Origin of the sequence: Acetobacter musti, assembly GCF_011516835.1 — a bacterium.
Lineage (GTDB): Bacteria > Pseudomonadota > Alphaproteobacteria > Acetobacterales > Acetobacteraceae > Acetobacter > Acetobacter musti.
The window spans coordinates 41,782-62,300 of record NZ_WOTB01000020.1 but is presented as its reverse complement, the minus strand read 5'-3'; the positions used below and the strand labels follow the sequence as shown (position 1 = coordinate 62,300).

The window sequence follows — 20,519 nt, the reverse complement described above, 5'->3', positions numbered from 1 at the left end:
AGTTACCATCCCCTCGCTGTCGTGCCGACCCCGGCGAACAGATCGTCCCATTTGCTGGCGAAAGCCGATCCCGCCGCGAGTGTGCCGCCTATGGCGCCACCGGTTATGGCGTTGCTGGCGTTGGCCCGCGCTGCCCGCGCCTCATTGTCGTATGACGTGGCCTGATTGCGGTAAGCGACGGCCCGCGCATTGGCGTCATACAGATCGGAGCCGACCGTCATCCCGGTATTGCGTCCGGTTGCCTGTTGCACATCCAGCGCTGACCCGCTGTCCAGCGTCACGCCATTGGCGGCCATCTGCGCACGCTGCGCACCGAGTTTCGCGCTGCCCTCCTGATAATCCTTCTGAGCGTTCAGGTAGCCCTGATCGATAGCGACGTTCGCGTTGTTTGCGGCCTGAGCAGCATTGAGGCGGTCGACGCGCGCTTCGGTTTTCGATGCAGCCGCCTGCGAAAATCCATTGATGAGAGACCCGGCCATACCAAGGCCGCCACTCACACCAGCGCCAACAAGGCCCATCAGACACCCCTCATTTCAGCGCGACAGAACATGGCGCCGTAAAGCCCGATCGGCTCCGGCTGTCCGATCGTAAATCCGAGCCATTGCAGCCAGCGGATAGCCTGCGGATATTCCGCGTCGATCCAGTTCGTCAGAAGCCGGTATTCCTGCCTCCATTCCTGAACGCGCAGTCTTGTTCCTCGCAGAAAAGCCTTTGGCGTTCCAGAGAGATATTCAGTTCCGATCAGCCATGGATGCCCGACATCCAGAGAGCGCACGATGCCGAACGCGCAGAGCGGCCTGTCCCGGTCAAAGAACACGCCGGCGTCTTCCGATTGCCGGATGGTCCGTCGCAGAACGCCTTCCGGATCGCCTTCTCCCATCCGCATGACTTCCAGCCGGTCAGCCGGGCGCAACAATGGTGCAATCATGCCCGCATCGGATTCATCCGCCTTGCGCCACCAGATCAAAATCCCTGCTCCACATCGAAGCTGACACCGGTAATTGTCACCGGAAGCGGCATGTTCTGGTAGAAATCGATCTGGCCTTCCTGCGTCCAGTTCGCGGAAGGGATTTTCATCACCAGATCGCTGGTCATGTCGCCATCCGTTGCCTGTGCCCCAATGGGATACTGCGCCGCGCCCGCGTTCGTGGAGACCTGAAGGCCGCAGGAATTATAGAGCGATGCGTAAACCTTACTGACGCGCTTGCGCCGTGCGAACTGTGGCATCTGCCCGAGTGAGAGCGGCAACGTCTGCGCGTGCGCCGCAATCGGAAGACCGACGGTGATTGTCTCTCCCGCGACCGGCAGCGTCACCGATCCATCGGCGGCGACAGTCAGGCCCGCGTAACCTTTCCCGTCGATGCAGGCGGAGACAGTCTGCCCGATAAGATGGTTCATTCCGGTCACTTTCGATACTGAAGCGCCTGTGTATCTGAGGCCGCAATCCACGAACCATGATTGCGTGATATCGTTGTTTTCCTTGCCGAGCTGCCGGGTGACCATACGCTCCACGTAATAGACATTCTTCCCGTTGATGCTGCGCTCAGTCAGGAAATACGCAACGTCCTCGATGGCGCCATAAGCATTCGTCTCCGGGATCACGGCAACTGACAGAAAGACGCCATTGGTTGTCGAATGCTGATGCCAGGCCCAGACATCCTGCTCTTTGAGATAGGTCATTCCGAGCAGATTCCCGTCTGAACGGCACGCCCAGAGCAGGTTGAACGGGAACTGAGCAAATCCCCAGTCCGATATCGTGTAGCCGTAAAACAGATTTTCAGCCATGACTGACAGATCGCGGCCCGTGTAAATCTGCGCGTAATAATCGTATTGCAGATCCCGGACGTGACTGCCCTTGCCTTCGACAAACAGGACATCGGTATTCACGGACAGCGGCCTTACATCCGACGATCCGACGAATATCTGCGGAACAGCCGTGAAATTGGCCGGGGTAATGGCCTCGCCAGTCTGGCCACCAGACACCTTCCATATCCCGGCGCCAGTGAACACGAGCAGATCAGGCATTGAGACAAGGTGCTTGATCGCATTCACCTCCTGAGACGCAATCGTTGCCGTGATTGCATCGTCATCGCGGACCGGAGTGTGAACGTCGAAATTGGTATAGTTTGCGCTCTGGCTCATCCACACCGTCTGGGGGTAAGCCGTCGACCCGGCGAACACGCGACGCTGCTGAAAATATCCGCAGGCAATCGGATTGTTCCCATAGAACGGATTCTTCGCAACAGGCGGTCCGTTCGTTGTGTCGGGCGCGTAGTTCTGGTCCTGAAAAGACAGGCCGGTCGTGGTGCCGATCAGGCCATACTGGCCGGCATACTGGCGATAGATATTGTAATACTCAGCGCTCTCTGCGGCATCCCATGTAATGGTGTTGTAATTTCCATACTGAGAAAAATAGCCGATATTGTATGCCGTGACCGTGGCGCTGTCCTGATACAGGCTTTCTTCGTTCAGCGTGTCAGATGCCGTGGTTACGGTATAGGTATATTCGACCTTTGAAATTCCCGGTGTCGTGCCGGTATTTCCTGCGTTTCCATCCGTGGCCACAGCGGCAATACCGGTCGGCCCGGCTAGGTTCGACCATGTCCCGACCTGCAAAACCCAGTCTGTTTCACCCAGACGCTCCAGATAGCATGGTCCATAATTCTCATGCGTGATCGTCAGCACGTCAGCGGACTGCGTGTATCGCAGAAAGAACACGTCCGTGATCGCGTATGGGCTCGCAATCTGATAGATGGAGCCATCGCTGTTCGTCAGATAGGCGCCATTCGCTATGAAGCGAATATACTCAGTGCCAAACTCAAGAATATATGCCTGTGTGTTGCTGAAGATGAACGGGATCAGCTTCGACGGCGCTGTGCCGGGAGATTGGCCGGCTTCTGCAACATACTGCGTTCCAGGCCGATTGCTGATGCCGCCCTGCACATGCACGAAGAAATTCTCAAGCTCAGCCGCACCGGACTGCCATTTCTCCATATCTGCCCGAAACTTCAGGGACGGAGACATGACGCCGCCGATGAAGGACGCGATATAGGACAGGGCGATCTGATTGCCGCCAGATCGTGAAGTGCTCATAGCGGCGCGATGATCCCGGCATTGGCCAGCGTATTTATCAGATTGTTGAAATCCGTCATGGTCGGTGCGGCGGTAAGTTGAGCTATCCCCGGCATCCGCCGCACAGGCGCTGTCAGATGCGCGAACGTGCCGGTGAACGCGCCGGTCAGTTCACCGGTCCCAGCTGATACAAGGTTGAGGATGCACACGACGCTGCCAGTCTGGCCGGTTGCTGTCGGCGCAGCGCATGAAAACGTACCGAGCACGTAAACGTTCACGAACATCAGCGTGTCATACTGGACGTTCGATGCGATCCAGAGGTTGGAGATGATGCAGGTGTTCGCGATGCAGCACTGCGTGACCCGGGTACCCGCGTCCAGCTCCCAGAAGTTGTAGGACGTGCTGCCGTTAAATTCGAGGTTCGTGATCTGAAGTCGGGACAGGTTTGTAAACGTACTGTCGGTCCGGATGCCGTAAAGCGCCTTCTCGACGTAGCAGTTCGTCACCTGGAACAACGTGATATCCGCGATAGATCCGGAGACCTGATTACAGAAATTCATCCAGTACTGAACGCTGTTCTGCCCCTGATTGAACTGGCAGTTCGTGATGACAATCGTGTTCGGACCGGCCGCGCCCGCTGTCGTGCTGCCCCCGGAAATCCGGATATAGGAATCGCAGGCAAAGTCGAAAGCGCCGTTCGAGCCGAACCGACAGGAGTCGATCCGGACTTCAGCGGTTGTGTCGACGGCGATATGGCACAGCGTCACGCTGCGGGTGCGGCAGTTCTTCACCCACACACCGAGACCGCCCATAGCCTTTATTCCCGTCTCGTGACCGGACACCGTGCAGTTTTCGGCGGATGCAATCTGCGTCTGATTGAACAGGATGCCAACGCTGTCAGCAGGAATATCCGATGCCGTCAGTGCATCCTGTCTGGTGATATGGAGGTTGCGGAGCGCGGCACCCTGAGCAGACTGATCTGTCCCGTCGCCAAGGCTGATAGCCGTCAGCGTGGTATCGGCGAACACCAGCTCAGCAGTCTGCGTGTAGATCCCGGCCTGCGGCCCGTCGGAATACAGCGTCTGACCACCGGAAAGCACAATGCCGCCGGAAAGATAATACGTTCCGGGCGGAACGTAGAGCGCCATCGCACCGGACGCAATCGCTGCATTGAACGCCGCCAGGCAGTCCGTGACGCCATCAGCCACAGCGCCAAACGCCAGAACGCTTGTCCACTTGCGGGACGTGGTCATGGCCAGATGCGCCTGCGCCGCACCGGACGAGTTGTTCCCTGTAAACTCCGGCAGGTTCACCACAGCGTCCATAGATGCGATCGTGAGCTGACGGTTCGCACCGGTCCCGCTGGCATTCGCGTTCGTGATGACGTAATCACCAGCAGCCTGCTTCCCTGCCACTTCCGTCGCAAGAGCCGTGTCTGCCTGCTGCCGCGCCGTGGCTTCGCTGTTGATGTCGCTGGCAAGGATATTGTCCGCCGCCGTCCGGGCCGAAGCCTCCGCTGTGACCTGCGCGGTCATGGATGCTTCAAGATCGGTCAGGTCCGTCTGATCCATCTTGCATGAAAACCACACCTGCCATTCCAGAACGGTCGGAATGTAGTTCTGGCTCCATTTCGGATAGCTGTATGGGCCAAGCGTAAGCGTCATGACATCATCTCTCGTTTTCAGATCAGTTCAGCGAGTCAACGTCGAGGATGCCCTCATCCAGAATGAAGCCCGGAAGCTCAACCGGATTGACCCTGCGGTGATATGGCCGGCGCCATCCAACCGGGCTCATGCCAATGGCCAGCACGCCAATGCGGCTGTCCGGAGTGTCGGCCGGAATATATTTGCCGCGACGGTTGGCGATATCTCTCGGCGTCAGGCCATTCGCCGCCACCCCGTTCAGGCTCTCTGCCGGCGTCAGGTATGATGGCGTTGGGCTGTTCGCGCTGGCGTCCCCTGCGATGAAGCCTGACGGGTAGCTTTCCAGTGACTGCACAGCCGGATCGTGATGGTGGAGCGGCATGCCGCGCGCCATGATCCAGTCGGGCACGTAATCCGTGGACATGACTTCCACGCGCTGATCCGCCTTGCATGCCTGCGCCAGTGCGGTTTCAGCTTCCTGCGCGATGCTGCCGACGATATTCCCAGCCACGCCCAGAGTCGTGCCAATCTCGGCCGACAGCGCCAGCCAGAACGCACGCCGGAACGTCGCCGGCCACTGGTCGATTGTGAGAGTGTTCGTGACGATCATCACCGACAGCGTCGGCAGATCGCACCAGATCACCGGAACGATGTCTGTGCCGCCAGCCGTGCCGGTTCCGGTCTGATACGGAATATCAGGCAGGAAAAACCTGTCCTGTGGCTTCCATCGCTTCTGAGGAATATTCGGATCGATGATCTCGCAGACCTGAACGCATCCCTCCGGCAGGGCGTATTCATAAGCCCATCGCGGGTTGGTGCTGGCCGCTCCGGTGCCGGATGCTACGGCGCGACACCATTCCCACGTGTAATTCGGATATGCCGCACACTGCGGGTTCTGCAGTAGGCCGAGCAGGACATCATCGTAAAAATCGTTGCACGTATCGGCCTCAACCGAACCATCGGTCAGGGAGGTGATGGTGCTTTGCGTGCCGAGCCGGCGCAGTGCGCGATTGCACAGATCAATATTTGTGGTCACGCACCGCCCCGCTCTTTAGTGATCGGCGCTGCTGTCGTCGCCGCTTTCTGTTTTTTCGTCGCTGAAAATCTGCTTCGGATTGTCAACAGATTTCACCATCTGGTGGACATAATCCGGCGTGTTGACATCGACCGAGGCAGCCTTGCCGGCGTCCTCTTTGGCCTTCTTCGCCGCTGCATCCATTGGCTCAAGATTGAAGCCCGGAACGCCATCGAAGGTGATGACGGTTCCCGCTTCGATCAGGCGCCCATGAATGAAACTCGGCTCCGTGACTTTGTATTTCGGCATTGCCGTCAGGCCACGTAGTTGCGCGGATAGGCAGTGCGCGCCGGAACATCGAGCGCGATACCCGCCGTCACCGTGCCGGAGGTCAGCACAGCGGAAGGCGTGTATGTAAGCTGCATGTAGCGATAAAGCTCAGTCGAGAACGCGACCTTCGCCCGGACCAGAAACGGCTGCTCGGTCGTCAGATCGGCAATGGGAACGGCCGGGAATGCTTCCAGCGTTTCCCACGTCGCATCGTCCTGCGAGACCTGAACAGCCACGGCAATCGTCGCGCCGGCTGTAGCTGATGTCGGCAGCGACGGGCATTCCACGAATACCTTGATGCCTTCGGTCGGCCCGAAATCGACATTCTGCGAAAAGTCGAAGCTGTTGGTGGACACGACAGCGCCGCCGGCAGCGGCAGTCGTCAGATCCTGCGCAGAGGAGAAAATGAGGGTGCTATCAACAATCACGGCATTTCTCCTTAGACGACAGCCGCTTCGGTATTCATGATCGCATCACAGACGCGGATCGGAATGCCACGGAACATGAGGGTCGGCATGCCATCCCATTCCTGAAGCGAAAGCAGGACGTTCGTCTTGTTCATCGCCTGAAGGGAGAGGGCCGTCGCAATGGTGCGGTTGACGTAGAACGCCGGCTTCCCAAACGAAAGCGGAGCACCGCCATTCGCCATGGTCGCGGTCTGAATGTTCGTGGCTGTGCGCGGCATTGTCGGCATCTTGTATGTCAGAGCCGTCATCAGCGCGATCAGGTTCGGCGCACTGGTCCCGGTCAGGGTCGACACATCGATGTTTGCGATGCGTCCGAAGTATCGCCAGTCACGAACTGTCAGGCCACAATCCCATTTGTAATGGGTCTGAAGCGCCTGGAACGGATTGCCATTCTCGTCGAGAACCGGAGCATCCGTGGTCACGTCGTTGACCTGAAGTCCGGCAGCCGATCCTTTCGGGAAAATGCCGAAGCCGTTGGTCGGACCCCAGCAGCACAGCCAGATCGATGTGTTCGTGCTGCCCGTTCCGCCGCCATTCATAACGTTGACGGCCGATGCCGCCTTTGCGGTCTGGAGCGTGTTATAGCGCGGCGCAAGGCCGGTGAAGGCACCGAGATCGGCCTGCTCATTGCCGTAGAACAGCGTCCGGGCCATCTGCTGATTCATGCCCTCAATGAAGGCCATGTCCTCGGACAGACGGTATGCGGCACTGTCGCCTTCAAGGCGGGCCAGATCCTTATCGACCAGGGCATATGCTTCCAGCATGCCGCATGTGTCGGTGATCTGCGCGGTCGTGCTCTTGGAGCGCGGCACGCCACCGTAGAGCATGCGCCACGTGGCGGCAGGCAGGCCGCGCCGCACCGTGGTTTTATTGCCAGTTGGCAGATTGCCTTCCTTCCAGAGCATATCCAGAAGGATTTCGTTCGTCTGCGAAAGCAGATTGACGATATCGTCAATGCCCCCGTCAGGACCGCGCCGGCTGGCCCAATCCGCCAGCGTGAGACAGGTGGATGAGAGTAGAGCCACGCTTTACGATCCTTTGCCGTAGAGACGGTTGGCCACATCCTCGAAACTGTTCCCGCGAGACTGCGCTGCGGGTTTTCCGAAGTCAGGCGCGTCAGCGGCGCCCATGGCTTTACCGATGAGGTTGAGTGCGCGGATCACGGCGGGATGATTGCCCGCTCCTGTATCCACCAGCGCTTTTCGGAGATCGTCGCCGCCGAAATTGTCGAGAACGCGCGATGTGTTCTGCATCACGTCCGGCAGGAGCTTCTTGCCATCGGAGAGATCGCGGTCGGCCAGAGATTCGTTCTGCCATCCGACAACGCGGGCGCTCTGTGCCTCAGCCTGCTTTCCGAGCTGATCCTGAAAATACTTCAGGCCGAAGTCGGTGACTTTCTCGAACTGCTTCTGAGTCAGGCCTGCTTCTTTCGCGAGACCTTCATAGCTGCCGAGCGTTTCGGGGTCGGCTGTGAAACCGTCCGGAGCCTTGAACTCATATTTTTCAGGAACGACGGGTTTTTCAGGCGGCGCTTCGGACTGCTCTGTCGAAGTCGTGCCTTCAGCGTTTGCGGCCTGACCGCCCTCTCCAGCGCCCTGACCAGCAGGCTGCGTTACAGCTTCACCGCCAGCAGGCGCGTCTGTCGCGAGCGTTGTTCCGGCATCTGTGGCTTCAGTCGTCGTCACCCGTAAGGCGCTCCGCAAGTATCGAACCTGCGAGGCCTTCGCCTGCGTTTGTTAGTACCGAGTGCAATTCAATACCGACACTTCGCTGACCTTCACGATATGCCGTGCCGAGTGCATCGCCGGGAATGAATGACGCTGCCAGAGGCCCTGTGCCCTGAAGGATGCGAGCCAGCACGCGGCGTCCGCGAGGATCGGAGCACACCCACAGAAGATCGCGTTGCGGACCGGTGGCTTTAGCTTTGCGCCGGCTGCGTTTTTCTTCGACCTGAGCAACGTCGTTCGGATCGTATGTCACTGGCCGAGACCGCTCACGATGGCGCTCAGTGCGTTCTCGCCACCCCCAACATCGGTCTGCGACAGATTTCGGGCTCCCTGAGCGAGATTCATTGCGTTCTCCGCCGCCTGCTGCTGCTGCTGCTGATACGCACGGTCCTGCCGCTTACGGGCGACTTCCTGCGGATCGCGCATGATACGCTGGTCAATGTTCAGAAGATCCCCGTAAATATCGGTCGCCGCATCGAGATCGATATTGTCCATGACGTCAGGTTGCTCGCCGGCAATGCTGCCGACAAACCGGGTGAACTGCTCAATGCCCGTTGTCATCGTTGCACGCTGCGCCTGGGCGAGGACGGAGACGTAGCTGATCTTCACATTCGACAGGCCAAGGCTGGCCGGTCGTTTCGGGAGCAGACCACCGCGCTCCATAATATCCATTGTCGTCTGAATGATCGGATCAAGCGCCTCATTGTGGAAACGCTCCAGAACCGGCCCGAGCGCAAGGAGCTTCTCCTGCTGCCGGACATTAATTTCCGCCGCAGTCCGGGGTTGCACGCCTTCCATGTCCTGCGAGACCATCAGGATCAGATCGTTCTTCAGCGTTTTCTGAATCTGCTGCTGAAAAGCCGCGACACGCTCCTGCAACGGCTGAAGCTGCGGCGTCGTCTGATAGACCGGCCGCAATCCACCGCCGTTGCCAATCTGGTTCAGTCCGGGGATGAAATTCAGGCCGGACGGGACAAGGCTGACCAGACCGCTCTGCATCGAGGCATCGGCCATCATCGGCGGCCGCACGAACTTGTCGACCGCTTCAGCGAGACGGAGCTGCGCGACCTGCAACGATTTCACATCCGGCAGCGCATCTTCGGCCGGTCCGTGTCCGTAAACATCGTTGCTGATGGCGCCCCAGCGAGGCGCGATGAAAGGCTTGCTGCTGTAGCCTTCGACCTTCAGCGCCTTCACGGTCTCGTTGCCGTATTCGTAATAAACGCCGGTGTATGGCATCCCGCGCCATCCGAACGCGCCATGCACCCGCGACGAATTCGGCATGATCGCGTGAACGACCGGCACTTCCATCGTCAGATTGCGGCTGTCCCACAGCGACTGGATGGTGGGCGAGCAGTTGTCATATCCGAACCGTCGCACGAGCTGGTCAACGGTCTGCACATATTCACGGAACAGTGTGTCGACTTCACCGCGCGCATTCTGCGCCAGATAATATTCGCCGGCCGTCAGCGGATAGAACCGGACCACATCTTCGTAATCCTGAAGGATGATCGTCGCACCAGTCCCGAAGCCGGCGATTTCCTCGTAAAGCTGCGCCATGGCGTTGTAGAAATTGCCGGTCGCGAAAACGCGCATCAGCCTGGACTGACACTCAGCCAGCCACAGCTTGATCTGCGGATCGTCATTCAGCCTGTCGTTCGATGTCGCCAGCCTGAACCAGTCGCGCGCCGGACTGGTGATGCCGGCCATCAGAAACGCAGCGAGATTACCGACCGCGATGGTGCCGGTCCGGTCCACGATCTGCGGGCCTTTGACGCGGCCACGGCTGCTCTGGTTCGGGACGTTAAAATACCTGCCTCGCGTCGGCATAATGAAATGCGTGATGTCACGCCATGTCTCCCGCCACGTGTTGCGGGTATTGCGCATCAGGACAAGCCGACGGTCGGCCTCATCGCGCAGTGCGTCTATCGCGTCCTGTGACGGCTTTTTCTGGTCTGGAGTCTGTGATTGCTTTGGCGCTTTCGCCACGTCAGGCGCCAAGCAATGTCTTGGGTGCGTTCGTCGCCGTCTGCGTCAGACCCTGCGAACTGGTCAGCAAGGTGCTGCCGAAGCCGCCAGCGAGCTTTGCCGCATTGACAGTCGAAGCCGCCTGCTGCGCGCCGCTTTCGTTCACGGACTGGCCGGGAGCGGGCGTCGGCGTGGGTGCGGTCAGTTTAGGTGAGGAAAAGAGGCCCATACGCCAGCGGGTGGCGCGGGTTTGTTAGTACCGGGCTATGCCTGCCACGGATCATATGTCGTCTGAACGGATGGCTTCAGGCCCATGCGCTCAAGATAATTCGGCATGACACTCTCAACCTGCGGCAACATTACGCACATGTAACGTGTTGCATCCATAAGATGATCGTTCTTCTTCACGATCTTGCCCTTCTCGTCGCGGCGATACAGCCGATACTCACCGAGCCATGACTGGAGCGTTTTGAACACCTTCAGGCGCCCGGACGACATACGATCCAGCACATCCATGATCCCGGCTTCGACGCCGTTCTGTGCGGGGACGAGGGTCAGCCCGAGGTCGATATAGTTCTGGAAAAGCTGCTGGCCGTCTCGCTGACCACGTCCGCGCGATGCCGGATCGATTGTGCCACGCATCCACGAACCACGCGCACGGATTGCTTCGGCGTGCACGGCCGGCTCAGCCTGCCCGCGGTAGTGCTCGGAGTAGAGATACAGAATGTCGCTGTCCCGGTCGTGCGCTCCGAATATCGCCGCCGTCCGGTTCCAGCCAACATCGAGCGCATAGCCACGCGGCCAGTATGCGGGGAGATCGAACGGCTCACACACGATGTCTGATTCTGCCACGGGATAGATCGCACCGGAGCCAAGCTGCGGAACTCCCTTGGAGCGGGCGTCGCGCTGGTATGGAGGCAGATCACGCAACAGATCCGCCTTCTGCTGCGCGGACAGATGGGGCACATCGTCCCACGTGCATGTCCCGACCCAGCGGCTCACTCATCGCTCTCCGGCATTTTTCCATCCTCAAGAAACGACATTACCACGTCGGACATTCCTTCGAGTGGCGTAAAGGTCAGGATCACCATGCCGTTCGTCGTCATCGTCCGGATCAGAGCTTCGGTGTAAACGTCCAGCGGCGGTTCCTCATCGAGCCATACGAGATCCTGCTCCGTCCCCTCAAACGATCCACGCCCCTGCTGATAGGCCTTCATTCCGAGCACAGACCATCCGCCGGACTGATGACGAACCTGTATGGTATCGGCCAGATCGGCCACGCCCTGCTTCCATGTGATGGCTCCGATATCGTCTCCCGGAACGAGCCCGGTTCCGTCAAGCGTCTTGCTCTGTCCGATACGTTTTACCCTGCCGAACAGCTTGCTCTGAATGATATCGCGTGATGTCTCGTTCGTCTTGCCGGCCGCCCACGCACGTATCGGCTTGTCGAAGCGCCTGCCATCCCACCAGCGCGGATACCGGCCAGTCAGATGGAGCGCCGTTTCATAGCCTCCCATCCCCTCGGTCTTGCCGACGCGGTTTGCCGCCAGCATCAGCCTCTCGCGGTGATCCCGGCCGGCCCTGAAAAATGCGAGGTGCTTTGGATAGAGTTCACGCCGGAGCGGCCCCGAGTCCGGATAATACGTAAACAGCTTGCGACGGCTGCGGCGGTATTCTTTCTCTTCAAGCAGCGCAATGAGTTCGCGCTTCTCTGCTGGCGAGAGGAGGTCAAGATTCAGAGCCACCAGCCTGCCCGATCAGAGCCTTCACGCGGGAATCCAGCTTGTCATCCGGGATTTCAGCCATGGCGATCTCGCCGCTGTGATCAAGCGCAACGCGGTCTCCGTATTGCTTGGGCATCAGTTTGGAGAGAATCCATTTTCGTGCATCGATCCGAACGCGTGCTGCAGATGCGCTATCCGTATCTCTCGCCGTGTCAGCGATGGCTATAATCTCATCCGAATGCTTTTCGAGGCCTCGCGCGCGCGCCTGCGCGTATCTCGCCGCAAAGCCATCATGATCAGTCTGAGCCCAATACCTTACAGCGCCTTCAGACGGCATTCCTTCCAGCCTGCAAATCGTCGCAAGACCTTCTCCATCTTCCAGACGCTCAAGTATTTCTTCGGCGATCTCTGGCGTGTAAAGGCGATGCTTAGGCGCCATCACATACCCCCATCATCATCAACGGCACGCCCACCAGACCGCACCTCGATAAAAAATCCAACACCGCGCTCGCGGCTGATCGAAACCTTATTGCGCCCGGCACATCCGAGAACGCAGATCGTTCCGCGCAGCACGGACGCCTTGTGCCTGAGCGTATTGTCCGGATCGTCCGGCTCATCGTCAGGCTCAGGCCACAACGCCGAGACCATTGCCGTATCCTCCACGATCACGCCCGGTCGCCGCATCAGGCGCTCCATCATGGCAAAGTTCAGAGGATCAAGCCTGATTGCTCCACGTGGCCCTGACAGCTCACGCGTTTCGACATCGAGCGAAAGAGAGCCACATCGCAAAAGGATTATCTCAGACGCCGCGCTCACCCCACCCTCCCACTCCCATACAAATCACTCTCCGCACCGGCCTTTTCACGCCTCGTCGCGTCCAGCGTGTGCCGCCGATATGCCAGCCCCCACATTCCGCGCACCGGTATGGCGCGACGATTTTATCCTTGTCGCGCATGCGGCTGGCTCTGAACTGCGCGTCCTGCTTTCTCGTGAAGCGGATTTTTCCACCGCATGGCGCTGTCTGATCGCTCGTCATGATACCATGCTCCGGTCTGGATTGGTACGGGCAATGTCACCAGGGCTTTGCATTTTCAGCCTCCGAAATTCCCCGGAACCACGTTCTCGGCCCGTCGAACCTCATTTTGACTTCGCCAGTCTCACCGTGCCTGTTTTTCCGAATGAGAACCTCGGCCAGATTTTTTACCTGCTGAAGGCGGTCCTCGTGAGCCTGCTCACGGTCGAGAAAATCACCGTCTGACTCGTGTGGCTTGCGAACAGGCTTTTCATTTTCGAGATAGTATGCCTCGCGGTACACGAACATGATGCTGTCCGCGTCCTGCTCAATCTGCCCCGAGTTCCTCAGATCAGCCATGACAGGCCGCTTATCGTCGCGCTTTTCCACTTCACGACTGAGCTGCTGCAAAACGATCATCGGGACATTCAGGCTTTTGGCTGTGTAGAGAAGCCCCTGACTGATTTCTGTCGTGATTTCGAACTGCCGCGTCGTGTTTTTTACTGACCGCATCAGGTCCAGATAATCCACCACAATAAGACCGAGGCCAGACTTTTGGCGCGCAATACGTCGTGCGGTCGATTGCAGATAGGGAATATTAATTCCGGCCTTCTGTTCGATCTGGACGGCAAGCCTTTTTACGGCACGCTGAGCCTCTATGATTCTGTCCCATTCAGCCTGAGACAGCTTCACGCGCTCCTTCCCATCCCCGTATCTGGCGGCACGGACATACCCACCGCGCCTGATGGCTGATGCGGGGACGCCCGAATAAGCAGAGATCAGCCGCCGCGTCAGGTCCTTCGCCGACATCTCTCCGGAATAGTAGAGAGTCGTTTTCCCGGAAGTGATCGCCGACCGCACGGCCATCCCGAGCGCGAGCCCCGTCTTTCCCATGCCCGGCCTTCCGGCAAGCACATTGAACGTGCCCGGTTCCAAGCCTCCCAGAACGTCGTCAAGGTCATCGTAACCAACGCTCGCGCCCATGATACCGAAATCGGACTGGAACGCCCTCTCCGCGTCTCTGACTGCTGCGTCTGACGCATCTGCCGCCGACCACAGTGTTTTTCCTGCGCTGCCGGCATTGAGGGCGATCAGTCCGCTCTCGAGCGTATGGAGGATCTCGCCCGTCTCTTCGCCGGCGGGATTAAACGCTGCGGCGCTGGCCTCCGCTGTGAGGGAGATAATCTTCCGCTTCGTCCACGCATCTCGTATGGCCAGAGCATAGTCCTGCACATTGAGAACACCGACTGTCGCATTGAGCAGAGCGGCAAAGCACTGCACGCCGCCCACCGGATCGAGTTCGCTCGCCCCGACCAGATCGCCGCGCAGTGTAACCGGATCCGCGAGTTGCCCGGAAATGATCCGCTTTCCGCAAAGATCGAAAATCCAGCCATACGCCGGGACACTGAACATATCCCCGGAAACGATGCCGGAAACCATGTCGTAGGCCCGGTTCTGCGTCAGAATTGCGCCGAGGAGCGCCTGCTCGGCCTCCGTCGCCGACGGCATCTGGCGAAGAGCCGTCTGATCGGCGAAATCAGGCTGCAACATTGGATTTCTCAATCGTAAGCGCCCACTCGTCGAGGCTCAGCCTCTCACCCGGAGGCACGCCCGCCTCGCGCAGATCATTGCAATATCGGCGATAGGCGTTTTTCGTTTCTTCGGAATACGATCGTGGACTGCCCTCCTCGCGAATAGCGTCAATCTCCACATTTTCGCAGTGCCACGCAAAAGCCTCTGAAACAGGGTTTTCGAAATATTTCAGAGGCTTTCCGGTTCCTGATCTGCTCGTGATGCGCTCGACGGTTTCGATGATGAGCCGCTCAGCGGTGTTGAGGTCGATGCCCTGGTTCACCGCGTCTGCAAGCCATTGTCGGGCAAAGCCGAGAACCGACCGACCAGGCATCCGGGACGGTTTGTCCGATCCGGCTATGCGCTCGCATCTGACACCGAGCCTCATCCATCGGCTGTCGATTTCGGCTTTGAGGCGCTCGGAGGGTCGCTGTCCGGTTCTGGCTTCCGAAGACCCCGGCGTCGGTTGCGCCGGCGCGTGCGCGTGCTGCTGCTTAGCTGATGGTTCTTTGGGGGTTATTGAGGGATTGTCGGCATCTCGTGCCGGTCCCCCTGCATTTAATGCCGGTTCACCGGCATCTGGTGCCGGTCTGTCGGCATCTCGTGCCGCCTTGTCCTGGCATTTAATGCCGCCTGACCGGCATCTGGTGCCGGTATCATGACCGTCTTGAAATCCATTTTCCAGGTTAAGACGATAGCATTTTGACTTATGATTTGTTTCAACTGGCGATATCAGATCAGCCTCGATGAGGCTTTGAATTGAGGATCTGATAGAACGGTCTTTCAGTCCCGTCTTGTCTGATATCGTCGAAACCGACGGCCACGCTTTCATCGACTCATTGGCGCAGTCAGCCAAGGCGAGAAGAACAAGACGCTGGGTCGCAGGAGCATTTTGCCGGAAGGCCCACCGGATCGCTTCTATGCTCATCGCACGGGCTCCATAATAGAACTCCACAAACGCCAGATACGGTCCATCATGTGATCTGTATCTCCGTGCTCGCCGGCTATTTCATTGACATCATTGGACAGATAGACCCACCGCGAGAACGCGACTGCCATTCTCTGGCGTGCGATCCAGAACTCGGCTCTCGCAGCCTGCTCGCCTCCCTTCTCCAGCATGCCTTCAATAATCGGATCGATGCTGGCTGGCGCATGAGGATTGTTATGATCAGGCCCGGGGAACTGAACGACTGTCATGCCTCGATCTCCTCAATCAGGAATTCTGTGCGCTGCTCTGACCTGCGACACTTCACGGGCTCGACGATCAGATTGATATGCTTCGGACTGTCATCCACGATCAGACCGATCCCATATTTATTCCGGACCTTCCCATTTGCCTGAGCGGCCGGCGTCGTCAGAACGTCAAGCGCGTCCTTCACACCGCCATACAGGTTGTCATAATCTGGAAGCCCGCATGAAAACCGCGTCACAGTGACACGGGCTTTCTGCATCGGCTCTGCTGGCCGATCAGGACCGAGTATGGCTATGATCTGCCGTGCAAGCGCGATCTTCGCTTTGCTGCGCTGGCGGAAGTGCTTGCGAAGCTGGGTGTTGAGCAGCGGCGTAGGCTCTGGAAGGGTGAAATGGATCACGCGCATGATACGCACTCCACCCTGCGACCGGCCTGACGAGCGCCCCGCATCATCCGTCCGACACAGGACGGACACCTGTCGGCGGTGCCTTTCCTAAGGTGTGAGGCGATGACCGGAGCAGTAAATCCGCAGCCACACTCTGTCATGACGTAAGCGTGCCCCCGGCTCTTCATCCCGGCCGGGGCATCGATGACAGACAGAACACGCCGGTCTCCGTATGTCCGCCCGACCATTTCTTCTGTTTCACGCCGGTAGCGATCTCTTCTCGAGCACGACTGGCACGACAGCGCCTTCCCGCTGATGAGAAATTTCTCGTAAACGATCCCAACATCTCCGCACTCGCATCTTACGAAGTAGCGCATCATGTAATTTACCGGGGGCGCCACGCCGATGACCTTCCGCTTTCCGAAAGTCTGTCCGCGAAGATCGGGGTTTCTACGTTTCCCGCTCATCGGTCACATTCCGATCGCGTGCATACCTTCGCCCCTTCTTTGACCGGGAAGCACATCGGGCGAACGACATACCCGAGCGCATTGATGACGGCTTCTGTCGGTTCGCGTTTATTGTTCAGGATTTCGCATACGGTCGAAACACAGATGCCATGTTTCTGAGCCCACGCGGACTGACCGCCGGAGCCTGCGACATCGTAGCGCAGAACCTTTCGCATAGAGTCGAAAGAAATCGGGCTGTTCATTTCCCCACCTCATTCCGCTTTACGATGAGCGCAGCACGATAACTGCGAAGAACGAACTCGATACCGTTCGGGAAAACAGCAATCAGAACCCAACCGAACCGATAGATTTTCGGTGGTCCTGCATGGGTGCCAAAACCGCACCATCCGAAGTCAATCCCGTATCCTTTTGGCATTTTCCCTCCTCAACGAGCCGGAAAATCTCGTCTCTCAGCTCGTCACATTCCTGCATGAGCCGGATCAGCTCCGCGCCGCGCGGGGCATTCGTGCCGTCCAGCCAGTTCTGAACCGTGCGCGGTGTCGTTCCGACCGCTCGCGCCAGCAGCTTCGAGGCGTATTTCAGCGGTCCGTATTTCCGCTTGAGCACGCCTGTTACGGTTTCGGCATAGATCGAGGCGTCAACGGCGCTCATTCGACCACTCCGAAAATCTCGGTAAATCTGTGACCTGTTTTTCCACATTGATGCGCTCCATTCTCGGTTTTGCGAGAACACGAGACGGAGAAACAAAACATGGAGGTGCAGCGCCCTGACGACGCAAAGGCAGACGGATCCTCTGCAAAGGACCGTCTGCCGGTTTTATCAAGACAGATCGTCACGCTCGCCCAGGCATGGGCGGCCATGTATCCAACGGCCTGCGCTGACACGCGGCGGATGCTGGTTTTCATGGTCGAAGCGGAGATCATGGGGAATTCCGGATGACGTCAGTCAGAAACGACTGCGATGTCCGGGCGGTATTTCGCAAGCGAACCGCCCCAGATAGCGCCGTATGTGACGGGATGGCCGGCAGGCTTTCCGACCATATGAACTCGCTTCCCGCCAAGGCTGGAGCCGCGAGCCTGCTTTTCCTTCGTCAGCTTCCAGTAGGCAGGCTGGTCATGCGCCGAATTCTTCTTCTTCGTCACTCACTTCTTCCTTTTGAAACAATACAGCGCCCGCGCACCGTCCTGCACGATCCTCAGATCAATCGTTCTGAGCGCGCGCTGCGTGTCGATGTCGGTTTTCGTAACCGGGCTGCCGTCTTTTCTGCGGTGCAGCGAAACCCATTCACCGCCAGTAAGTGCACCGGCGACCGTGTAACCGGCGGGCACTTTCACCGTGCCATCCCCTGCAGCGTAAGGGACCATGCCGCGCAGACCGCGATGGCAATCGAGCACCACACGGTCATCCCGCCGGCGCAGATAAACGCAGCCTTCATCATGGCCGCTCTCCTGTGATGTGGTTTATTGTGTGGATCGTCGCCGCGTTTCCGCTCGGCGTGCTCGCCGGCAGGATCATCGGACGAATGGGGGAGTGACGGGTCATCGCGCGTCCTCCGTTGTGGGTGTGGCGCGCGCGAACAGGTCAGGTCGAAGTTCTTCGCGCGGGATGCCCGTTGCGGCCTCGACAGCAGAAACCCTCTGCGGAGGAATCTTTTTCCACGAGTAAATTGAGGGGGACTTTATGCCTAAAGCCCTTGCGAGGGCATTGACGCCACCCACTGCCTCCGCCGCCCGCTTGATAATATCGTGTTTCATGCAGCGGATGATAGGCATTGCCTAGCGTAAAAGCAATAGGCAAATGCTAGGCGACGATAGGAACTACCTAACGCATTATCGCCTTATGGAATCATGGCCAGTACGCCTGAAACGGCTTCGAACAGCAACCCGGATGTCACAAGCAAAGGTGGCGCAGGAATTGGGTATATCTGCGCCTTCCGTTGCTCAGTGGGAGATTGGCCGCTCCAAACCTTCCTTAGACCGGCTTCCAGTTCTGGCTGATCTATACGGCGTTAGCCTCGAAGAAATTTGCGGCACTGATTTAGGGACTCCCGATGCTGTGATGCGCGTCGTCATCGATGACGCGGAAAGAAGCCCTCGACCGATCAGCTCTGATTTTTCTGGTGATGGCCCGTATTCTGAGAGCGAGGTCGCAATCATTGAATTGTGGAGAACTCTGTCTCCTGACATGCGTGACCGGCTCCTCAGCCTCATTGAGGCAATTTCTCGTGACGCTGCATAAATCCCCCATATCGCTCCCCGTCTCACTATTTGGAGACTGTATCCTAAATGAGAACTTAACGGGAACAGAAAATATCCGGATGGGGGTTATGCGGGGATTTTTGTTGCGGTGATGTGGGGACGAATGCGCTTACGGAAGGGCGCTTCCTGCGTATATGTAATACAAATTTGACAGAGATTCTGATATTATGGACGACATGGCTACCACATTCCTGAGCATTAATTACGATGGTCCTGCCCTTAGTGGTGGCGAGATGGCCGTTGAGGATCTTGCGCCCGCGTTGCTGGCTATGGGAAAGCTTTTTGAGGAAGCTAACCGAGTCATCAATGGAGACAAGTCGAACCTTTCAGTTCGTGTGAAGGCTGGCTTTATTAAAGGCTCCTTTGAGGCAGAGCTCCATCTTATACAAGGCTGGATTGAATATGCCCGAGATATTCTTGTTGGGCCAAATGCAACAGCCCTGGCCGCCCTATGTGCGTTTCTTGGGATAAGTGGCAAAGATGTAATTGGTCTTTTTAAATTACTAAAGCTTTCAAAAGGACGTCAGGCAAGAAAAGCTCGGGTTTTAGAGGACGGGAATGTAGAGCTTGAATTTCCGAATGATTCAGGCGAGCCTATAAAAATAGTGGCTCCAAGAGAAACGGTGCAATTGTTTCGAGACGTTAAAGTTCGTAAGGCTGCGGCTTTAGCTGTTAAGCCACTAGAAAAGGATGGCATTGATACGATTTCTGTTAGAGATTCTTCTTGTGACAAGGCTAGCGCTATTGCGGTTGTTAATAAAGACGACCTCGCTTCCTTTCGGCCACCTGAAAACTCAGACAGCCTAATTATAAGTACGCCTTCAACAATCGCATTTTCTATAGTCAACCTATCATTCAATGAAGACGGCAAGTGGAAACTCAGTGATGGGCAAAATTTAGTATGGGCATCTATTGAAGATGAGGATTTTATTCAGGCAGTAGATAGAAATGAAGTGGCATTCACTAAAGGTGATATCTTACTGTGTGATGTTATCGTTCAGCAGTGGCAAACAGACAGTGGCCTTAAAACCGAAACGCGGATTGTGAAGGTTAAAGAGCATCGTCATCCGACGTCCCGCCAGATCGATCTGCCGTTCGGATAAGTCCTCACAAAATACTGGCTCACCTCATCCCGCCCACCCGGCGGGATTTTTTTTGTCTATCGCGATAGGCATTGCCTATTGACATGCTTAGTAGGCAATGCCTAGTATCACCCCATCAACAGCGCCCCGGCGCAGGAGGATGGGATGAGCAACGCATTAAAACTGAACCAGGCATATACGGAACTGCGCGCGCTACGCGTGGTCGGTGAGGGCATTGAGGGCCTGATAGAGAGCATCAACCGCGCACAGACGTCGTGTTCTCGCCAGATGGTCGATGTCCTTCCGGAAGTGGACGAACTGCCGGTCCAGCTCGATACGACGCTTGGAGTGGTGAAGGCGCGCATCTCCACCATCGAAGACACGATCGACAGCATCCACGCGGACGATCAGCGCGAGCACAACCGCGCTCACCGGGAGATCGCAGCATGATCGGGCGACGGGTTATACTGCTCCCGACCGGTATTTACCCGAAAGCTGATGCAATGTCGGCAGGGCGTTTGGGACTGATCACAGGGAGATGCCTGAACGGAGAACCGGAAATCCTCCTGGACAACGGGAATGTCGTTTCGTGGCCGTCTGATCGG

31 protein-coding genes and 1 pseudogene are annotated in these 20,519 nt (G+C 57.8%); 4 read left to right on the top strand and 28 right to left on the bottom strand.

Annotation, left to right across the window (positions count from 1 at the left end):
* Positions 1 to 2 precede the first annotated feature (2 nt).
* The 25 genes and pseudogenes from GOB93_RS14355 to GOB93_RS14245 all read right to left on the bottom strand — a co-directional run bounded on the left by GOB93_RS14355 (position 3) and on the right by GOB93_RS14245 (position 17,225).
* Entirely contained in the window at positions 3 to 518 is a 516-nt protein-coding gene (locus tag GOB93_RS14355) for a hypothetical protein (RefSeq protein WP_173584195.1), read from the bottom strand.
* Entirely contained in the window at positions 518 to 967 is a 450-nt protein-coding gene (locus tag GOB93_RS14350) for a hypothetical protein (protein ID WP_173584194.1), read from the bottom strand. The genes GOB93_RS14355 and GOB93_RS14350 overlap by 1 nt, the downstream gene beginning before the upstream one ends.
* Positions 964 to 3,093: a hypothetical protein gene (locus GOB93_RS14345; protein ID WP_173584193.1), complete on the bottom strand. Its 2,130-nt coding sequence runs from the start codon at positions 3,091 to 3,093 to the stop codon at positions 964 to 966. The genes GOB93_RS14350 and GOB93_RS14345 overlap by 4 nt, the downstream gene beginning before the upstream one ends.
* Complete coding sequence (locus GOB93_RS14340; RefSeq protein ID WP_173584192.1) at positions 3,090 to 4,736, bottom strand: glycosyl hydrolase family 28-related protein; 1,647 nt, start codon at positions 4,734 to 4,736, stop codon at positions 3,090 to 3,092. Before GOB93_RS14340 ends, GOB93_RS14345 begins: the two co-directional genes overlap by 4 nt.
* Before the next feature lie 22 nt (positions 4,737 to 4,758).
* On the bottom strand, positions 4,759 to 5,751 hold the full coding sequence (locus GOB93_RS14335) for a hypothetical protein (RefSeq protein ID WP_173584191.1): 993 nt from the start codon (positions 5,749 to 5,751) through the stop codon (positions 4,759 to 4,761).
* Between the two features lie 15 nt (positions 5,752 to 5,766).
* Complete coding sequence (locus GOB93_RS14330) at positions 5,767 to 6,039, bottom strand: hypothetical protein (protein ID WP_173584190.1); 273 nt, start codon at positions 6,037 to 6,039, stop codon at positions 5,767 to 5,769.
* 5 nt (positions 6,040 to 6,044) lie between these two features.
* Positions 6,045 to 6,488: a Bbp16 family capsid cement protein gene (locus GOB93_RS14325; RefSeq protein ID WP_173584189.1), complete on the bottom strand. Its 444-nt coding sequence runs from the start codon at positions 6,486 to 6,488 to the stop codon at positions 6,045 to 6,047.
* A gap of 11 nt (positions 6,489 to 6,499) precedes the next feature.
* Positions 6,500 to 7,552, bottom strand: coding sequence for a major capsid protein (locus GOB93_RS14320; RefSeq protein ID WP_173584188.1), 1,053 nt, complete (start codon positions 7,550 to 7,552; stop codon positions 6,500 to 6,502).
* 3 nt (positions 7,553 to 7,555) lie between these two features.
* The gene (locus GOB93_RS14315; protein ID WP_173584187.1) at positions 7,556 to 8,212 is read right to left on the bottom strand and encodes a hypothetical protein; all 657 of its coding nucleotides are present in this window, start codon (positions 8,210 to 8,212) and stop codon (positions 7,556 to 7,558) included.
* Positions 8,199 to 8,507 (bottom strand): Bbp19 family protein, encoded by a 309-nt coding sequence (locus GOB93_RS14310; protein ID WP_173584186.1) that lies wholly within the window; start codon positions 8,505 to 8,507, stop codon positions 8,199 to 8,201. Before GOB93_RS14310 ends, GOB93_RS14315 begins: the two co-directional genes overlap by 14 nt.
* Complete coding sequence (locus GOB93_RS14305) at positions 8,504 to 10,255, bottom strand: portal protein (RefSeq protein WP_173584185.1); 1,752 nt, start codon at positions 10,253 to 10,255, stop codon at positions 8,504 to 8,506. Before GOB93_RS14305 ends, GOB93_RS14310 begins: the two co-directional genes overlap by 4 nt.
* Entirely contained in the window at positions 10,245 to 10,451 is a 207-nt protein-coding gene (locus tag GOB93_RS14300; protein WP_173584184.1) for a hypothetical protein, read from the bottom strand. The genes GOB93_RS14305 and GOB93_RS14300 overlap by 11 nt, the downstream gene beginning before the upstream one ends.
* A 35-nt stretch (positions 10,452 to 10,486) precedes the next feature.
* Positions 10,487 to 11,224, bottom strand: a complete 738-nt coding sequence (locus GOB93_RS14295; protein ID WP_173584183.1) for a phage terminase large subunit family protein — start codon at positions 11,222 to 11,224, stop codon at positions 10,487 to 10,489.
* Positions 11,221 to 11,967: a terminase large subunit domain-containing protein gene (locus GOB93_RS14290; protein WP_198912703.1), complete on the bottom strand. Its 747-nt coding sequence runs from the start codon at positions 11,965 to 11,967 to the stop codon at positions 11,221 to 11,223. Before GOB93_RS14290 ends, GOB93_RS14295 begins: the two co-directional genes overlap by 4 nt.
* The gene (locus tag GOB93_RS14285; RefSeq protein ID WP_173584182.1) at positions 11,951 to 12,385 is read right to left on the bottom strand and encodes a terminase small subunit-like protein; all 435 of its coding nucleotides are present in this window, start codon (positions 12,383 to 12,385) and stop codon (positions 11,951 to 11,953) included. Before GOB93_RS14285 ends, GOB93_RS14290 begins: the two co-directional genes overlap by 17 nt.
* Complete coding sequence (locus GOB93_RS14280) at positions 12,385 to 12,762, bottom strand: winged helix-turn-helix domain-containing protein (RefSeq protein WP_173584181.1); 378 nt, start codon at positions 12,760 to 12,762, stop codon at positions 12,385 to 12,387. The genes GOB93_RS14285 and GOB93_RS14280 overlap by 1 nt, the downstream gene beginning before the upstream one ends.
* Complete coding sequence (locus GOB93_RS14275; protein ID WP_173584180.1) at positions 12,746 to 12,982, bottom strand: hypothetical protein; 237 nt, start codon at positions 12,980 to 12,982, stop codon at positions 12,746 to 12,748. The genes GOB93_RS14280 and GOB93_RS14275 overlap by 17 nt, the downstream gene beginning before the upstream one ends.
* Positions 12,983 to 13,018: 36 nt before the next feature.
* Positions 13,019 to 14,509 (bottom strand): replicative DNA helicase, encoded by a 1,491-nt coding sequence (locus tag GOB93_RS14270; RefSeq protein WP_173584179.1) that lies wholly within the window; start codon positions 14,507 to 14,509, stop codon positions 13,019 to 13,021.
* Positions 14,496 to 14,864, bottom strand: a complete 369-nt coding sequence (locus GOB93_RS21620) for a hypothetical protein (RefSeq protein ID WP_242010792.1) — start codon at positions 14,862 to 14,864, stop codon at positions 14,496 to 14,498. Before GOB93_RS21620 ends, GOB93_RS14270 begins: the two co-directional genes overlap by 14 nt.
* 408 nt (positions 14,865 to 15,272) lie before the next feature.
* Positions 15,273 to 15,458: pseudogene (locus GOB93_RS22265) on the bottom strand (helix-turn-helix domain-containing protein); the annotation flags it as partial.
* Entirely contained in the window at positions 15,455 to 15,727 is a 273-nt protein-coding gene (locus tag GOB93_RS14260) for a hypothetical protein (RefSeq protein WP_173584177.1), read from the bottom strand. The pseudogene GOB93_RS22265 and the gene GOB93_RS14260, both read right to left, overlap by 4 nt.
* Positions 15,724 to 16,128 (bottom strand): hypothetical protein, encoded by a 405-nt coding sequence (locus tag GOB93_RS14255; protein ID WP_173584176.1) that lies wholly within the window; start codon positions 16,126 to 16,128, stop codon positions 15,724 to 15,726. Before GOB93_RS14255 ends, GOB93_RS14260 begins: the two co-directional genes overlap by 4 nt.
* Positions 16,119 to 16,574 (bottom strand): hypothetical protein, encoded by a 456-nt coding sequence (locus GOB93_RS14250; RefSeq protein WP_173584175.1) that lies wholly within the window; start codon positions 16,572 to 16,574, stop codon positions 16,119 to 16,121. The genes GOB93_RS14255 and GOB93_RS14250 overlap by 10 nt, the downstream gene beginning before the upstream one ends.
* Positions 16,571 to 16,816, bottom strand: a complete 246-nt coding sequence (locus tag GOB93_RS21255) for a hypothetical protein (protein ID WP_206752616.1) — start codon at positions 16,814 to 16,816, stop codon at positions 16,571 to 16,573. Before GOB93_RS21255 ends, GOB93_RS14250 begins: the two co-directional genes overlap by 4 nt.
* 82 nt (positions 16,817 to 16,898) lie before the next feature.
* Positions 16,899 to 17,225 carry a helix-turn-helix domain-containing protein gene (locus GOB93_RS14245; protein ID WP_173584174.1) on the bottom strand — a complete coding sequence of 109 codons (327 nt, stop codon included), beginning with the start codon at positions 17,223 to 17,225 and terminating at the stop codon, positions 16,899 to 16,901.
* Positions 17,226 to 17,324: 99 nt separating this feature from the next.
* On the opposite strand from GOB93_RS14245, the gene GOB93_RS14240 reads away from it, so the two are divergent.
* Positions 17,325 to 17,513: a hypothetical protein gene (locus GOB93_RS14240; RefSeq protein ID WP_173584173.1), complete on the top strand. Its 189-nt coding sequence runs from the start codon at positions 17,325 to 17,327 to the stop codon at positions 17,511 to 17,513.
* 2 nt (positions 17,514 to 17,515) lie between these two features.
* Here the strand turns inward: GOB93_RS14240 and GOB93_RS14235 are convergent, their stop codons facing one another.
* The 3 genes from GOB93_RS14235 to GOB93_RS22260 all read right to left on the bottom strand — a co-directional run bounded on the left by GOB93_RS14235 (position 17,516) and on the right by GOB93_RS22260 (position 18,328).
* The gene (locus GOB93_RS14235) at positions 17,516 to 17,716 is read right to left on the bottom strand and encodes a hypothetical protein (RefSeq protein WP_173584172.1); all 201 of its coding nucleotides are present in this window, start codon (positions 17,714 to 17,716) and stop codon (positions 17,516 to 17,518) included.
* On the bottom strand, positions 17,717 to 17,908 hold the full coding sequence (locus tag GOB93_RS14230; RefSeq protein WP_173584171.1) for a hypothetical protein: 192 nt from the start codon (positions 17,906 to 17,908) through the stop codon (positions 17,717 to 17,719).
* 204 nt (positions 17,909 to 18,112) lie between these two features.
* Complete coding sequence (locus GOB93_RS22260) at positions 18,113 to 18,328, bottom strand: transcriptional regulator (protein WP_173584170.1); 216 nt, start codon at positions 18,326 to 18,328, stop codon at positions 18,113 to 18,115.
* A 133-nt stretch (positions 18,329 to 18,461) separates the two neighbouring features.
* Between GOB93_RS22260 and GOB93_RS14220 the strand changes: the two genes are divergently transcribed.
* The 3 genes from GOB93_RS14220 (at position 18,462) to GOB93_RS14210 (ending at position 20,364) form a co-directional block, all read left to right on the top strand.
* On the top strand, positions 18,462 to 18,812 hold the full coding sequence (locus GOB93_RS14220; RefSeq protein WP_242010791.1) for a helix-turn-helix domain-containing protein: 351 nt from the start codon (positions 18,462 to 18,464) through the stop codon (positions 18,810 to 18,812).
* A gap of 187 nt (positions 18,813 to 18,999) precedes the next feature.
* The gene (locus GOB93_RS14215) at positions 19,000 to 19,935 is read left to right on the top strand and encodes a hypothetical protein (RefSeq protein ID WP_173584169.1); all 936 of its coding nucleotides are present in this window, start codon (positions 19,000 to 19,002) and stop codon (positions 19,933 to 19,935) included.
* A 144-nt stretch (positions 19,936 to 20,079) separates the two neighbouring features.
* Positions 20,080 to 20,364, top strand: a complete 285-nt coding sequence (locus GOB93_RS14210) for a hypothetical protein (protein ID WP_173584168.1) — start codon at positions 20,080 to 20,082, stop codon at positions 20,362 to 20,364.
* Positions 20,365 to 20,519: the final 155 nt, after the last annotated feature.